15 protein-coding genes are annotated in these 15,481 nt (G+C 45.0%); 7 read left to right on the top strand and 8 right to left on the bottom strand.

Going from position 1 to position 15,481, the window contains the following annotated elements; all coding sequences use genetic code 11:
* Positions 1–29 precede the first annotated feature (29 nt).
* From iolX to MKY50_RS05895, 3 genes are all read right to left on the bottom strand, one after another.
* Entirely contained in the window at positions 30–1,058 is a 1,029-nt protein-coding gene (gene iolX / locus MKY50_RS05905) for a scyllo-inositol 2-dehydrogenase (protein ID WP_341116308.1), read from the bottom strand.
* A 208-nt stretch (positions 1,059–1,266) separates the two neighbouring features.
* Entirely contained in the window at positions 1,267–2,280 is a 1,014-nt protein-coding gene (degA, locus tag MKY50_RS05900) for a transcriptional regulator DegA (protein ID WP_181216958.1), read from the bottom strand.
* Positions 2,281–2,297: 17 nt separating this feature from the next.
* A complete protein-coding gene (locus MKY50_RS05895; RefSeq protein WP_003245539.1) occupies positions 2,298–3,161 on the bottom strand; it encodes an AraC family transcriptional regulator in 864 nt (287 codons plus the stop codon).
* A 123-nt stretch (positions 3,162–3,284) separates the two neighbouring features.
* Between MKY50_RS05895 and MKY50_RS05890 the strand changes: the two genes are divergently transcribed.
* On the top strand, positions 3,285–4,652 hold the full coding sequence (locus MKY50_RS05890) for an MATE family efflux transporter (protein WP_341116306.1): 1,368 nt from the start codon (positions 3,285–3,287) through the stop codon (positions 4,650–4,652).
* Positions 4,653–4,681: 29 nt separating this feature from the next.
* Here MKY50_RS05890 and farP read toward each other — a convergent pair whose 3' ends face one another.
* Positions 4,682–5,506 (bottom strand): farnesyl diphosphate phosphatase, encoded by an 825-nt coding sequence (gene farP, locus MKY50_RS05885; RefSeq protein ID WP_010886471.1) that lies wholly within the window; start codon positions 5,504–5,506, stop codon positions 4,682–4,684.
* A gap of 231 nt (positions 5,507–5,737) precedes the next feature.
* On the opposite strand from farP, the gene MKY50_RS05880 reads away from it, so the two are divergent.
* The gene (locus MKY50_RS05880; RefSeq protein WP_080479538.1) at positions 5,738–6,217 is read left to right on the top strand and encodes a DinB family protein; all 480 of its coding nucleotides are present in this window, start codon (positions 5,738–5,740) and stop codon (positions 6,215–6,217) included.
* A gap of 129 nt (positions 6,218–6,346) precedes the next feature.
* On the opposite strand, the gene asnB is transcribed toward MKY50_RS05880, so the two are convergent.
* A complete protein-coding gene (gene asnB, locus MKY50_RS05875; RefSeq protein ID WP_029726288.1) occupies positions 6,347–8,191 on the bottom strand; it encodes an asparagine synthase (glutamine-hydrolyzing) in 1,845 nt (614 codons plus the stop codon).
* A 145-nt stretch (positions 8,192–8,336) separates the two neighbouring features.
* Between asnB and MKY50_RS05870 the strand changes: the two genes are divergently transcribed.
* Positions 8,337–8,918 carry a DUF2777 domain-containing protein gene (locus MKY50_RS05870; RefSeq protein WP_341117289.1) on the top strand — a complete coding sequence of 194 codons (582 nt, stop codon included), beginning with the start codon at positions 8,337–8,339 and terminating at the stop codon, positions 8,916–8,918.
* 30 nt (positions 8,919–8,948) lie between these two features.
* On the opposite strand, the gene wprA is transcribed toward MKY50_RS05870, so the two are convergent.
* From wprA to MKY50_RS05855, 3 genes are all read right to left on the bottom strand, one after another.
* Positions 8,949–11,633: a cell wall-associated protease WprA gene (wprA, locus tag MKY50_RS05865; protein ID WP_144482591.1), complete on the bottom strand. Its 2,685-nt coding sequence runs from the start codon at positions 11,631–11,633 to the stop codon at positions 8,949–8,951.
* Positions 11,634–11,800: 167 nt separating this feature from the next.
* Positions 11,801–12,157, bottom strand: coding sequence for a YisL family protein (locus MKY50_RS05860; RefSeq protein WP_003244937.1), 357 nt, complete (start codon positions 12,155–12,157; stop codon positions 11,801–11,803).
* 115 nt (positions 12,158–12,272) lie between these two features.
* Positions 12,273–13,178, bottom strand: a complete 906-nt coding sequence (locus MKY50_RS05855; RefSeq protein ID WP_285299942.1) for a fumarylacetoacetate hydrolase family protein — start codon at positions 13,176–13,178, stop codon at positions 12,273–12,275.
* Positions 13,179–13,332: 154 nt separating this feature from the next.
* Between MKY50_RS05855 and MKY50_RS05850 the strand changes: the two genes are divergently transcribed.
* The 4 genes from MKY50_RS05850 (at position 13,333) to gerPB (ending at position 15,463) form a co-directional block, all read left to right on the top strand.
* Positions 13,333–14,256, top strand: coding sequence for a CotH kinase family protein (locus MKY50_RS05850; protein WP_341116303.1), 924 nt, complete (start codon positions 13,333–13,335; stop codon positions 14,254–14,256).
* A gap of 144 nt (positions 14,257–14,400) precedes the next feature.
* Positions 14,401–14,571: an aspartyl-phosphate phosphatase YisI gene (gene yisI, locus MKY50_RS05845; RefSeq protein WP_003233086.1), complete on the top strand. Its 171-nt coding sequence runs from the start codon at positions 14,401–14,403 to the stop codon at positions 14,569–14,571.
* Between the two features lie 422 nt (positions 14,572–14,993).
* On the top strand, positions 14,994–15,215 hold the full coding sequence (locus MKY50_RS05840) for a spore germination protein (RefSeq protein WP_003233088.1): 222 nt from the start codon (positions 14,994–14,996) through the stop codon (positions 15,213–15,215).
* A gap of 14 nt (positions 15,216–15,229) precedes the next feature.
* Entirely contained in the window at positions 15,230–15,463 is a 234-nt protein-coding gene (gerPB, locus tag MKY50_RS05835) for a spore germination protein GerPB (protein WP_003233090.1), read from the top strand.
* The last annotated feature ends 18 nt before the right edge of the window (positions 15,464–15,481 follow it).

Below are 15,481 nucleotides of genomic sequence, written 5' to 3'. Positions count from 1 at the left end.
GGAAAGCCTAAAATGCAACATATTAGCTTTTACATACCTGTATAAGCGCGCTTCACATCTAGCTGTACCGGCCTGCCGCTTCGAAAGGAATTGGTTGCGGCGATACCCACTTCTAAATTGATCGTCGCATCAATATCTGTCACAATCGGTGTTTTTCCATTCCGGACACACTCGGCGAAATGCTGAAGCTCCAAGCAGTAGGCTTCATGAAAACGAGTTTGAAAGTCTGGAATGATATCAAAACTGCTCCCTTTAGCCGATAGGATGGTCACATGTTGATGTCTCAATGTCCCTATGAAAATACTGCCCTCTGTCCCGATAACCTCCGCCCGGATGTCATGTCCGTATGGAGAGGTTCTGCTTGCCTCGACGTCCCCCGCTGCGCCGGAGTCAAATTCAATATACGTCAGCGCCTGATCCACATCGCCATACTGCTCCATAAACGGATTGTTCAGAATCCTGCCGTGTCCTGAAACAGAAGTGATTTCCGCCCCTAGCAAATAACGGGCAATATCATAGTCATGGATGGAACAGTCGATAAAAATCCCACCGCTGTGTTTGATAAACTCTGCGGGAGGTGCGCCTTGGTCACGCGTAAAGCCTTTATAATAGATAGGTTTGCCGATTTCACCCGCGTCAATCCGCCGTTTGGCATCTGCGTATGCTGGATCGAACCGTCTCATAAAGCCGACTTGGCAGATGACACCTGTCTCTTTCACTTTTTCAGAAACTGCTCTTGATTCCTCAAGGCTTAATGTCAGCGGTTTTTCAACGAAGATCTGTTTGCCGTTCTCGGCTGCTTTGATGATCATATCACCATGTGTGCTTGTCGGCGTTACGATAATGACAGCGTCAATGCCGGGATCTTCTAACACTTCATACGGGTCCTCTGACCATTTTTCGATACCGAGTTCTCTGGCAACCTGCTCCGCTCTCCCTTTTAACGGATCACCGACACAAACCAGCTTTGCCCCCGGCACACTGGTGACGAGATTTTTCGCATGATAATAACCGAGCCTTCCTAATCCCAATACTGCACATCTTACTTGATGTTCCACGTCCCATCCTCTCCTTTATCTCATTTCAGGCTCGCTTTGAGAAAGCGCTTTCTCTTAACAGTTAAAAAAACAGCGGTTCTATCCGCTCTGCCATTTTGCGCAAGCGCTTTCTCAAAAGATGGTTTCATTTTACACCGCCTTTGGTTTACACGCAATATGTTTTTTTGGCTTCAACTGTCATAATGAAAAAACCCGCTCATTAGCGGGCTCATGTGTTGAGCGGTGATGTAGAATGTCTGACTACAAGCTCAGGCGGGAGCACTATTTTTTGTTTCGCCTTTCGTTTTCCCTCTATTGCTTCTGCCAGCAGTTCGATGACGCTCCGCCCCATCTCTTTTATCGGCTGGGCTACGGTTGTCAGGGGCGGAGCCGCCATTTCTGCGAGTATCGTATTATCAAAACCAATGATAGAAAGATCATCCGGCACTTTTATGCCTCTTATTCTCGCAGCTTGTATGGCGGCACAAGCCAATACGTCGTTGAAGGCAAAAATAGCAGTCGGAGCGTTTCTGTCGAGCAATTTTCCCGCTTCTTCCTTGCCGCTTTCCAAGGAAAACCGCGTCTGGATGATAAGTGATTCATCAATGGGCACGCCCGCTTCCTCCATCGCCTGACGGAAGCCTTTGATTCTATTTTTTTCGCCTGTCGTTGACCCGTCTCCGATAATGCAGGCGATGTTCGTGTGGCCGAGTGACAGAAGATGCTTGGCAGCCTCATATCCGCCACGAACGTCGTCTATCACAACAATATCCATCGGAAGAAGCAGCTTATCCTGAGAAATCATGGCAATCGGAATTTGTTCACTGGCGATTTCCTCCAAAGCAGACATACTGTCATGGCTTTCAATCCCTGTTGCAAAAATAATGCCATCCACCTTTTTCTGTTTCAGCACAGAAAAATACTTTGTTTCTTTTTTCGGATCGTAATCGGTGCTGCAAATCAACATTTGAAAACCGAGCTCATCCGCTCTTTCCTCAATGCTTTTGGCCAGTTCTCCGTAAAACGGATTTGAAATATCAGGCGCCACGAGAGCAATCATATTCGTTCGTTTTCCCGTTAACGCCGCGGCGTGGACATTGGGCGTGTATGCCATTTCATTCATGACATTCATGACCTTCTGCCGTGTTTTATCGCTGATTCTCCCCGTATTGTTTATCACACGGGACACAGTTGTGATCGAGACACCCGCCGCCTTTGCCACATCGTAAATTGTTGTTTTCATGTTCATCCCTCGTCTGGTTATTGAACTTTCCGGCTGACAATTTTCCGGTATTCAATTGGTGAAATGCCTTCTATCTGCTTAAAGAGTTTTGAAAAGTATGTCGGATCTTCCATTCCGACCGTTTCCGCAATAACGCCCATTTTATCATTTGTAGAGGATAAAAGACGCTTCGCTTCCGTCATTCTCACCCGGTTCGTGTATTGTGCCGGAGTTACGCCGAGCACCTGCTGCATGCAGCGGCTCACATAATCCTGATGATAGTGAAGGGCGAGCGACAGATCCTTGATTGTCGTCTTTTCCTTATAGTGCTCCTGTAAGTACCGGGCCGCCTCCCAGGCTACTCGCTCTTTCGCAGACGGTATTTGGAACGCTTCTTTTTGAAGATGCAGCATCAGCTCCTCAAATAAGATTTGCTTTCTGAGCGGCAAATCAGAGTTTTCCGCGGAGTAATCGATCAGCTTTTCAAACTGCTGCGCCATAAACTGCGGGCGCTGCACCTTGCCTTTTCTCGGCAAGGCCAATCCGTAGCGGGCCGGCTCTTCGAAGCTCCCTTTTTCCTGCTGAAGCTCAGACCAGTTGCTGCCTCCCTTTGCCGTAAATTCATATCGATGTTCATCGAAGTGAAGCCAATAGTAGGAGGTTGCTTCATCACTGCCCTTCGTCCCGTAGTGTTCAAGACCGGGAGAAAGCAAGATGTACTCGCCGCCTTCAACAGAAAACGATGTTTCATTTTCCGTTATATATAACGTTCCCTGTTTGACATATATCAGATCAAACACGGAGAATACACGTTTCACATGGGTTTCTCCTTTTTTAAAAACCCCTTCCCCAGCTGCAATAAATACCGGAAAAGGCGGGACTGTAAACAGGATGCGAGGCATTTGAATCATCCTCCTTTTTAAGTCGGATTTTTACAAGAAGTATCGTTTCTATCCCTTTTTATTATAAGGAAATGGAGGTACACTTTAAAACGTTGATTTTATTTACGAAAGGGGTTAGACACTATGAAACAAGCTGTCTTCAAATCAACTGCTTTGAAAAAACCCGCTGACAAAACGTTCTCATTATTTTCGCTTACTTGGCCGATCTTCATTGAGGTCTCATTATATATGTTTATGGGTAATGCCGATACACTGATGCTCAGCCAATACTCGGATAACAGCGTGGCAGCAGTCGGCGTCAGCAACCAGATTTTAAATTTAATTATCGTGATGTTCAGCTTTATCGCAACAGGAACGACCGTTATCATTTCGCAATTTCTAGGCTCACGGCAAAAGAAAGAAGCCATGGAAGTCGCTTATGTGTCAATCGGCGCCAACTTCTTCATCAGCCTGGCCATCAGCGCCGTCGTCTTTTTCGCGGCTGTCCCTCTGCTTCATATGATGGGATTATCAAACGCACTGATGCCTGATGCGAAAGTCTTTTTACAAGTTGTCGGAGGTCTGTCCTTTATTCAGGCTTTAATCATGACATTCAGCGCGATCTTAAAAAGCTACGGCTACACAAAAGATACAATGTTTGTCACTATCGGCATGAACATTTTAAACATTGCCGGAAACTTTGTTGTGATTTTTGGTTTGTTCGGCTTTCCTGTTCTCGGCGTTGCCGGTGTGGCGATGTCTACATCTATCGCCCGCGTCATCGGATTAATCGCGATGATTGTGATTGTCAACAAACGCATTCAGCTGAAGATGTCGCTGAAAAAAGTCTTTCATATGCATAAAGAGCATTTGTGCAAGCTGCTGAAAATCGGCATACCTTCTGCGGGAGAGCAGCTTTCATACAACCTTTCGCAAATGATTGTCACGTATTTTATCGCCATCATGGGCGCGCAGGCGTTGACAACAAAAGTGTATACGCAAAATATTACGATGTTTATTTTGCTGTTCGGCACTGCGATCAGCCAGGGTACACAAATCTTAATCGGCCGTTATATCGGCGGCAAACAGTTTGATGCCGCTTATGAGCGCTGCATGAAGAGCTTATATTGGGCACTCGGAATTGCTGCGGCTACCTCTGTTTTGATGACGATCTTTTCAAAAGACCTGATCGGACTCTTCACACAAAGCCCTGACATTATAGCAACTGCAAGCCTATTGATTGCCATGACCATTATTCTTGAACCAGGCCGCTCGTTTAATGTCATTATCATTAACTCTCTGCGGGCTGCGGGGGATGCGAAATTCCCGGTTTACATGGCAATGATTTCAATGTGGGGCATCGGCCTCCCGCTTGCTTATCTTTTCGGCATCCACCTCGGTTTCGGTCTTGCCGGCATTTGGATTTCTTTTATCGCGGATGAATGGGTCCGGGGAATCTTAATGTACAGAAGATGGCGCTCACGTATCTGGATTCAAAAAGGTATGGCGTAACACCCGGCTCAATCAAGGCCGGGTGTTTTTTAGATATCAGACAGAATCTGCTTCACTTCGGTCTCTGTGAGAGCGAAGTGATATTGAAATACATCGTGCTGCTTCGCCCGGATTTTTTCTAAAACAGCCCGGTGCAAATGAAGAGCGGCTTTCACCGTTTTTTGAGAATACTGCGGAAATAGCGGCAAGGCATCCTGACACTCTTCAAGGTAGGCTTCTGCTTCAAAAGCGATATACTCCCACGTCATTGTGAACGCTTTATTTACGGTGCCTTTTTGGAGATCAGCCTCTGTATAGCCGAATTGCTGCATTACCTGACGGGGAATGCGGTTTTTTTGCTGATCTGTGCCAAGATCACTTAAGAAGCGAACCAGCTGTATGGCCAAGCCGAGAGAGACGGCTGCTTGTTTGAGCTGATCTTGTTTTCGGCGTGTCAGTATCGGCAGCAGCATCAATCCGGCAGCACCGCCCGTCCGATATGCGTACATGAGCAGTTCATCAAGGTCATCATACGGCTTGGCGTCTTCTTTTTGTGCGGCAATAAACTCCCGAAAAGGTTCGCTTTCCAATGTAAAGGTCCGATACGCATGATCAAAAGCCTTCCATAGATGTTGTTTACCGTTATTTGTCCTTTGGTAAACATGATCAGCTTTAGCTTCAAATGCGGGCAATACCTTTTCGTCTGCACTGGCCGCCGTGTGGCAAAACGACAATACTGCCCAAGAGGCTTGTCTTTGCTTTAGCGGGAGATATGATAATGCTTTGAAACAGGCTGGCGCGTATTCGCCAACAATCTGTCCGCATTGCTGGTAAGCTTCTTTTATCTCTTTCATTTTCTCACTCCTATGTATCACTGCTTCTTCAAGTCTAGTATGTTTTTTCCTAATTGTATATGAAGAAAATGCCGATTCTTACTTTGTAAAAGTAACAAGACGCACAGCATCATCGACGAGATATGCATTATTATTTTTAATGCCATACAACAGGTAGAATGTAAACATTTCTCAATCATCACTTCAATAATAGAGGAATCACGGAAAAAAGGGCTAATTGTTATGATACATGATAGTATTGGAGTGAGTTCAGTGATAAAATTTTTTGAATATAACTGGCAGGTTAGAGATCAATGGTTTACTTGGTGTCATCAACTAACCACTGAAGAATTACTTAAAAACCGTCTTGGCGGAGTAGAGAATATTTTATATACCCTTTTTCATATTATTGATGTGGAATATAGTTGGATTCGTGCTATCCAAGGAAAAGAAGATATCGCTGTTCAGTTCGCTGATTATCAAACACTCAATAAAGTGAAATCTCTCTCAAATACATTCCGAACTGAAATAATTGATGTTTTACAAACACATTCAGATCAAATAAAAGATGAACTTGTAAGCGTTCCTTGGGAGACAAGTGTTTTATATACGCGAGATGAAATATTACACCATATCATCGCTCACGAAATTCACCATATTGGTCAACTTTCTGTATGGGCTAGGGAATTAAAGTTAAGCCCGGTATCAGCTAGTTTTATCGGCAGAACATTAAAACCTATTCATTCTTATTGAAGGAATGCGGGGGCAATTCGATAGTGCTGTTGTACAAAAAAGGATAGATAGAGCATATATTTCCCTGCTCATCTATCCTTCTTATTTAAATCTATACATCTCTGGCTTTTAATCACATTTGCATTGAACCTACCTCTCGTCAATATCAATGCGATACGCTTCAAACCATGTATGAATTTGAGCAAGATGGGCGATCAGCTGAGGCCCCTTCATGAGCTGCCCGAACCACGGCACCTTGAAGGAGGAGCCTTCCGTTTCTAAAAGCTGATCTAATTGTTTTCTGTCCAGCAAGGTATGGAGCACGGAGTCCTTTTGGCTTCTGATCGTTTTCAGCCATTCGCTGACGCCTTTTGTATATTCCGGATGATGTGTTTTCGGATACGGGCTTTTTTTGCGATACAGAATGTCATCAGGCAAAATACCTTCAAGCGCTTTGCGTAAAATGCCTTTTTCCCGATTATCATGCATTTTCATTTCCCACGGAATATTCCAAACATATTCCACAAGCCGGTGATCGGCGAACGGCACCCGCACTTCCAGGCTCGCCCCCATGCTCATGCGATCCTTCCGATCCAAAAGGTTCGTCATAAACCAAAGCATATTTAAATAGAACAGCTGTCTTCTTGCTTTATCCACACCCGTTTCTCCGTCTAATAATGGCGTTTCTGCCAAGGTTTCTTCATATTTGGCATTTACGTATTCTTTCAGATTCAATTTTTTCTGCCATGAGTCAGAAAGCAGCTTGATCCGCTCCTCCGTTGATCTCATCCATGGAAAGCCAGACTCAACATCTGCCGTATGGAACCACGGGTACCCGCCGAAAATCTCATCCGCGCACTCTCCCGATAGGCTGACGACAAAGTCCTTTTTGATTTCCCGGCAAAACCACAGCAGGGATGAGTCGACATCCGCCATTCCCGGCAAATCTTTGACCAGAACAGCTTCCTCCAAATGATCAACGAGATCTTTTTGGCTGATGACGCATTTGTGGTGCGTTGTGCCGAAAGCCTCTGTCATTTTTTCAATCCATGGTCCGTCATCATTCGGCTGAAAAGCGCTTGCTTGAAAAAATTTATCGTTCTCTTCGTAATCAATCGAATAAGTATGAAGCGGTGCTTTTCCTTCCTTTTCAAAATGGCCCGCCGCAATCGCTGTAATTGCGCTTGAGTCCAGACCGCCTGATAGGAATGTGCAAACAGGCACATCCGACACAAGCTGCCGCGTCACCGCGTCCTGAAATAACGATCTGACATTGGCAACCGTGTCATCAAAACTGTCCGTATGTTTTTCGCTTTCAACATTCCAATAACGCCAAATATTAAGTCCGTCTTTGGAAAATGTCAGCGCATGAGCCGGGCGGATTTCTTTTATACCTTTAAATATGCCAGTGCCCGGGGTTCTGGACGGTCCAAGACCGAAAATTTCAGAAAGTCCCGTTCTGTCCACTCGCGCTTTTATATCAGGGTGCGCGAGGATTGCTTTGATTTCCGACCCGAAGAGAAATGAAGAGCCTTCCTTCGTGTAAAAAAACGGCTTTACACCGAGACGGTCTCTCGCGGCAAACAGCAGATTACGCTTTTCATCCCACACAGCGAAAGCGAATATGCCATTGAGATGGTCGACACAGTCTTCCTGCCACTCGATGTAGCTGTGCAGAAGCACCTCGGTATCTGACGTACGCTCGAATTGATGGCCCCGCGCCCGCAATTCTTTGCGTAAATCTTCCGTGTTATACAGCTCGCCATTGTAAATAATGGTGTACGTATCCCCTTTATAGGTACACGCCATCGGCTGGCGTCCTCCTTCAATATCAACAACTGCAAGTCTTTTATGTCCGAATAAAACATGGTGCTCCCCCCAAACGTTTGAATCATCAGGCCCTCGTTTGGAAAGAGTGTCTGTCATTCTGTCCATCGTTTGTTTTTCCTGGACGAGCTGCTTTTTAAAATCGACCCAACCCGTAATTCCACACATGTGACATCAGCTCCAATCCCGTTTCTTTCGTAACAATTTCGTTTCTTTCAGCACCTTAGTAAGTTTATGCATCTATAGGCAGATAGTTGATTTGTCCATAAAAGAGTTGTATGGGACAGGCTTGAATTGGAAAGAAAAGAGAGGAATGAAGAAAAAGGAGACAGCATGGATGAAACGGAAACAATTGTTATATACAGAGGAACGAAAGTGGGAATACGGCACCATCCTCATTGAAGACGGCATCTGCTTAATCGAAAACGGTGAAGGCGATATACTGCTGGCGGACAGTCTCCAACACAGCCCAATCTGGATACATCATAAAGGAAAGTGGGAGCAAGCCGGCTTTCAGGACAAGTTGGTTTTGGCATGCGGTGCAGAAAACATCTCCCTTTCCGGCGGAGAACGCATCCGCTATGAGAAATCAGTCAAGCGGCCTCTCATGGCGCTTTTGGATTCGCTTGACGACGAAACCTTTCTCGCATTTCTGCAGCACTTGCACAGCTTCGGCTTATCGGTATTCGATTGCGTCTTTTCTTATAATAAAGGAGTCTTTTCGAATTCTTCGGCGGAGCAGGGTGTGTCCTTTTATCACTTTTCAAATGACACCGCCCAATGCGCGATGCAGCATCACTACAGCAGCGAAGGGACAGGAGACCGTTTTGAATGGACGGCTTCAAACGGAAAGCGATCCATTATGTATTCAGCAGTCCAACGGGGGGGCAAATAAAAAAGCGGTGCATCGAGCACCGCTTTTTGGTTACTTTTCAACAACCACTTTTGCTTCCTTGCTTTCTTTTTTATCTGTATCCGCAGCCGTGACGTACAGCACCGTTCCGGCTTTTTGTTTTTTGATTTTCACCGAAAACGTTCCTTTTGCGTCAGCTTTGGCAGAAGCAATGACTTTCTTTGATTTGTTTTTCACTCTGATCATCGCTTTGCTGTTTGCCTTCCCTTTTACTGCCGTATCCTTCGTTTTCACCGCGTTTACTTTCGGTGTGCCGGAAGGTTTTCCTTTGACGACAACAACTTTATACGATGTTTTCGCATCGCCTTTTGTTGCTTTCACATACAGTACTTGATCCTGTTTTTGAGTCGCGATATTAACCTTGAACGCATTGTCTTTTCCGGCTTTGGCGCTGCCGAGTTTCTTTTTGCCGTTCATCACCTCGATAAGTGTGCCTTCCTTCGCGCTTCCTCTGACAGCTGTTTGAGTGCTTTCCAGCTTGTTGACCTTAAGCTGTAAATCAGCTGCGCTGACAGCCTTCATGACATTCAGCCGCCCGTAGCCTGAATGCCAGTCTACACCAGGTGTCTTCGGAATTTCAATCGGATCGCCATAATCGTCATACAACTCTTCTTCTCCGCCATCGACACTTTCAAAGGAAATATCATCTGCCGTCTTTTTCAACATATCCTCAACTTCTGTTCTTTTCAGCTTAGGATTTTGAGCAAACAGCAATCCTGCAGCAGCGGCAGCATACGGCGTCGCCATAGACGTTCCGCTCATGTACGTGACGTTTCCGTTCGGCACTAAGCTCGGGATATCAGACCCTGGAGCAGATATGTCCAGACCTTTTCCATAGTTAGAGAAATCAGCGGTCATATCCATGCGGTTCGTTGCGCCGACTGACATCACATATTTAGAAGATGCAGGATAAGATAAGGCATTTTCTCCATCATTCCCGCTGGCTGCGGCAATCAAGACATTTTTGTCAGCTGCGTACTTCAAAGCAAATTCAAGCACGCGGCTGTAGCCTCCGCCTAAACTTAAATTAATCACCTTTGCTCCTTTGTCAGCAGCATATTTGATGCCGAGAGCAATTTGTTCAGTATCTCCGGAACCTGCGGAATCAAGCACTTTGACAGGGATGATTTTTGCTTTGGCATTCAATCCAGTCATTGAATAGCCGTTATCGCTTTGGGCCGCAATAATGCCTGCGACATGCGTCCCATGCCCCTGATCATCCATTGCATTGTTATTCCGTCCGACAAAGTTGTGTCCGAGATCTGTTCTTACTTTTCCTTTTAAATCAGCAAGCGTGCTGTCTACGCCTGTGTCTACTACTGCAATGAGTGTATCGTTAAGCTTGCGTTTGGACAGCAATGTGTTGGCAGGCTCATATTTCACATCCGCATTTTTGACACCGCCGTTTTCACCGTTGTTTTTAAGCGGCCATTGATAAGGGTACTGAATATCGTTTGCCAGGCTTTTGTATTCCTGTACGGGTTCCGCAAACTCTACATTGGACATCTTGGATAGTGTCGCAGCAGCGCTTTTGACCCTTTTGGCGCTTGCCGTATATGCGCCGTTCTGTTTCTCGTCTTTCGGAAGTTCAAATGAATACAGATTGTCAAACAGTTTCTTTGCCTTTTTCACATTGGATATGTCTTTTTTCGATTGCGCGCTTGCAGAAAAGCCCTTCATTTCATTATGTACGGATGAGAGGCTTTTATTGTCCTTCACCTTGAAAATAACCTTTGTTGTCTGAACTTCACTTTTTGCTGCAATATTGTTTTCTGTTAAAATGGCTCCGGCTGTTTTGCCTTGCAGCTGCTTCATATTTAGTCGGTCCGCTTGTTTCTTTATCTCCTCTTTAAGGAATGACGGGACTGATTGTAAAGCTTTATCATATAGCCGGTTGATCGCTTTTTGATCCTTTTCAGTGATCTTATACGAAGATGATGCTCCGTTTTCTGACACATCGTCAAATAACGGCTTTAATGTCACAAGATCCTGATAGATTTCATTTCTTGCTGTTTTATTGAGTGCGAGCTTTGCAACGATAAACGGTGCTGCTTTGTAATAAAGGCTTGTCAGTTCTTTGCCTTCTGCTGTTTGGCTCAGCTGCTCATCACGAATCGCTCTCAGCTTATCCAGGATGCCTTTTCCTGATTTCTTCTGATCGACACTCATTTCAACCGGACAAGCTTCTTCCTCTTCTAAATCTGACGGCTGTTTTTTGGTGCCTTTATACCCAATCGTATACTTGGCTTCTGCAGCTGCTTCTGTTGTTCCGCCGTCCTCTGGTTCTTCTTCTCCGAGGTATTCAACTTTTACATAGTAAGGGCCGCTCCACGCGTATGGAAAAATGACTTCGCTTTTTCCATCCTCCGCTGTGAAAGAACGGTACATCTCAAACGTCTCATCTTTAAGCGCTTTTTCCTTACTTGGATATACAGATACATTCAGTACTGAATCACTCTTTACGGTCAGTGCCATATGTGAGTTTTTCTGAATATCCGTTGCTCCCGGGGTCACTTTGTACCATTTCACCTGTTCCGGCTCCTTCATGGCGCCTGTCTGCTCTTTGCCGTTTTCCAGAGCAGCCGCCTGATCGATCGCGCCGGCCGCTGCAGCTTTGGTTCCCGGAGAAAAAAGGCTGAAAATCAGTGCAAAAATAAGCACTGCCGCCACAACCGAGCTGAATTTTCTGCGTTTCATGTTATCCCTCCTGCAAAATAATGAATCTCCTTGAAGGTATCATAATTTCATAGGACGAGATACCGCTTACAGGGAATTTTAAGGTTATTTTAAATGATTTGGAATATGAGGGGATAAATATAAAAAAACCCAACTCTATCAAAGAGCCGGGTTCATAGGTTTTTCTATTAAAACAATTGAAAACCAATTGGCAAATGCAGACCGAGCAGCACTGTCAGCAAAAGGACAATGACGAAGCCGACCCACAGGCCTCCTGTTGATTTTTCTTTTTTCTTGCGGATGAGGAGCATTTCCATCAGGCCGATGGTGATAATGCCCAGAATCATTTTGCCAGCGTATTCTCCGTTCCAGTTGGCGAAACGGACAAACAGCTCAGCTCCTGTCAAAATAATAAGGATATAGAATAACCGCAGAATCATATGAGTGATTTTTGCGCCCTTTGCACTTCCTGACGAATACAGCGAGTAGCTGACGAAAAGCAGAATCAGCGCTACCACCCATGTCGTAATATGTAGGTGTGTCATATATGTTCCCCCTATCAGATAAATTACCCCACTTATAGTACCATGAACTTGTCCTCTGCCACAAAGATGATTATCAGAAAAAACGGGCGGGTCCGGGTCCGCCCTCCAGTTTTATTCAGCCAATTTGGTTTGACAGCGTTCCGATCGGGTCAATTGTAATATCAATTTTGTCACCTGACCGCAAGAATTTTGGAGGCGTAAACCCCTTGCCGACACCAGACGGCGTACCGGTGGCAATGATGTCGCCCGCTTCAAGCGTCATCCCCTTTGAGAGGGTTTCAATTATTTCCGGAATGGAAAAGATCATCTCGCTTGCTGAACCGGATTGGCGCAGCTCGCCGTTGACTCTTGTTTCAACCTTGAGGCGCTCTGGCTCCTGAATCGATGATTTATGTACAAGCACGGGCCCCATCGGACATGTCGTATCCAAGCTTTTTCCAATAAAAAACTGCTTATGCCTTTTTTGCAGATCACGCGCCGTGATATCATTCACAATCGTATATCCGAAAACATGGTCATATGCATCTTCTTTTGAAATGCGGGTCCCGCTTTTTCCGATCACGACAGCAAGTTCTCCCTCATAATCAAGCTGAGAGGTAACCTCTTCATGGCTCTTTACGATATCACCATGCCCCGTAACCGTTACCGGCGATTTTGTAAATACCATCGGATGCTCCGGAATATCAGCCTCGCTTCCCATTTCAATCGCGTGATCCCGGTAGTTTTTGCCGATGCAGATGATATTTTTTGATGGCTTCGGAATGGGTGCATGAAGCTTCACCTCAGATAATGAATACATAAATGATCCCAGCTCATCATTCGGTTTCTTTGCCCACTCGGCCAGCTGCCTTGCATGCGCAACGAATTTATCCCCTTCTGCGATACATTCAATCAGCGATCCCGGAATCGTCTCAAGTTCAAACAGTTTTTTTTCAGCCTTTTGCAAATCCATAATTTTCTCATCGTCAATGATCAGGCCGACAAACATTCGGTTGTAAAGTTCCCCTGTCGCAAATTTCATGTTATTCCTCCATCATCTTTTAAATCAGAATGCTCCTTCATGTATTCTCTGTCGAATGCTGAAATCCCTTTTTCTCAATTCCGTTTTCATTTCGTTTCAGGACGGGCTTGCTCTACATATCATACAAATGTCGTTTTGAGAAGGAGGAAAGAATATGGAGCGCGTGCATTTATTTTTTCATCGGGAGCAGCTGAAAAGGAAAGGTACAGCCAAGGGGCTTTTCGTAACAGATCGATCTGTTTCTCCCATTCTTCTCACACAGCGTGACAGAGCGGAAAAGGCATCCTATGAAATCAGCTGGGAAAAGTCTCTGCTTGGTGAAAGGACACTTTTTTTGAATGCAGAACAGGATGATCCATCCCTGATGCGGCGCAGACTCGCCTATTGTTTTTTTGACCAGATCGGCGTACCTGCTCCCGTTGCCTCGTACAGCTTTCTGACCATCAATGGCCAGCCTGAAGGCATTTATTTGAACATCAAGAACCATCAGCCAGCCGGTAAAAGGAGTTACGGAGTGAAGACGGCCGATCCAAGGGTTCCGTTGTCCCTTTTTAACAGTGATTCCTCGGCATTCTTACATGAATTTTTCATACTGATCCGCACAGCCGGAGATGACGAATTGGCTGAAAGGATTAAATTGTATCTGGATGTCAAGCTGTTTTTTTTGTGGCTGATCGGCAACGCCTGCACCAATCAAGGCTTTTACTACACATTTTGTTTAAACGAATCCGGCCGGCTTTACGTTTCCCCGATAGAGACAAGATCGCTTGCCGTACAAGAATGGTATGACGAAGACCCGCTTCTGACAAAAGGAAAGACGCTTTCGTCAAGGCTTCTATCCATTCCCGCCTTCCGGTCGCAATATCACACATTAATGAAAAACGTGCTGAAGCGGTCGTTTACTATTGAACGATTATCTCCTCTCATCAACGAATGGCACCTTGACATTTGTCAAAGTGCTGCTGATGATCCTTTTATCAAAAAAAGCCCCTTTCAGATCGAAAAGGAGCAGACAAACATACTTAGAGAAATTGAGGAACGGCAGGACTTTTTGCAAGCACACTTAGCAAGACTTTAGTCCTTTCTCCATTAAAAAGGCTGCAGCAAAAATTGTCGCTTTTTTAGTCAAATTGACGAAAGGCAACCTTTTGAGCCAAAATAGGTTATACTAACGATATCCTGTATTTATATCAAAATAAAATCTAGAATTGGAGATAGCGTAATGAACAGTAAAATTGAAGAAATGAGGATCACACTAATTGAAACCGCACAAAAATACGGCATGAATTCAAAAGAAACGATTCAATGCAGCCAAGAGCTGGATATCCTGCTGAATACCCGGATTAAAGAAGAAATGATTTTTGGGAGATATCTTGAAAACTCCCGTATGTAAATCATTTTCTATAACAATTAGAATACACCACATGTAACTCCGCTTTTTGCTCAGCACTTCTGGGATATACCTCAGGGCGAGAATGTGCCCGCCCAAAAATCGAATACCGCAGCACGACATACTCCAAAAAGCATTCTACACGCAAAAACATCAAAGAAATAAACAAAAATCACCATAGGCGGATAGCGGCATCCTTCGCCGCATTTCCGCTCAATTTATACCCAACATCCTCTTTTTCCATGTTTAAACATAACGGCCCGAAAAAATAAAACGCTTTCATCAAGAGCCGATATGTCCCCTTTAAATTTCTCTCACACATATGTGCGTTTGTCATAAGCTATCGTGAATAGCCCAATTGAAATCAGAATTGTCATTTCACTTTACCTGTCTTTTTTTAATTTTTCAACAAAGGATGTGCTCGTATGCCGGCCATTGTCGGAGCGTTTAAAATTAATGCGATTGGTACGAGCGGAGTCGTTCACATCGGGGACTGCATTACGATTTCTCCTCAGGCTCAGGTCAGAACGTTTGCCGGTGCTGGCAGCTTTAATACCGGCGACAGCCTCAAGGTGATGAATTATCAAAACGCGACGAATGTGTATGACAATGATGCGGTTGATCAGCCGATCGTGGCCAATGCGTAAAAGGAGTGAGGCTCATGAACTTCTATATTAATCAAACCATTCAAATCAACTATCTCCGGCTGGAATCAATCAGCAACTCCTCCATTCTGCAAATCGGGAGCGCCGGATCAATCAAGTCACTGTCAAATTTGTATAATACAGGAAGCTATGTAGAACCGGCACCAGAAGTTTCTGGCTCAGGGCAACCGCTCCAGCTGCAGGAGCCCGACACAGGTTCATTGGTCCCGCTCCAGCCTCCTGGCCGTTAATCATATGAAAGAGGTGAA

The sequence above is a fragment of the Bacillus sp. FSL R7-0685 genome (assembly GCF_038002425.1).
Taxonomy (GTDB): Bacteria; Bacillota; Bacilli; order Bacillales; family Bacillaceae; genus Bacillus; species Bacillus subtilis.
This window is presented reverse-complemented; position numbering and strand designations above follow the sequence as displayed.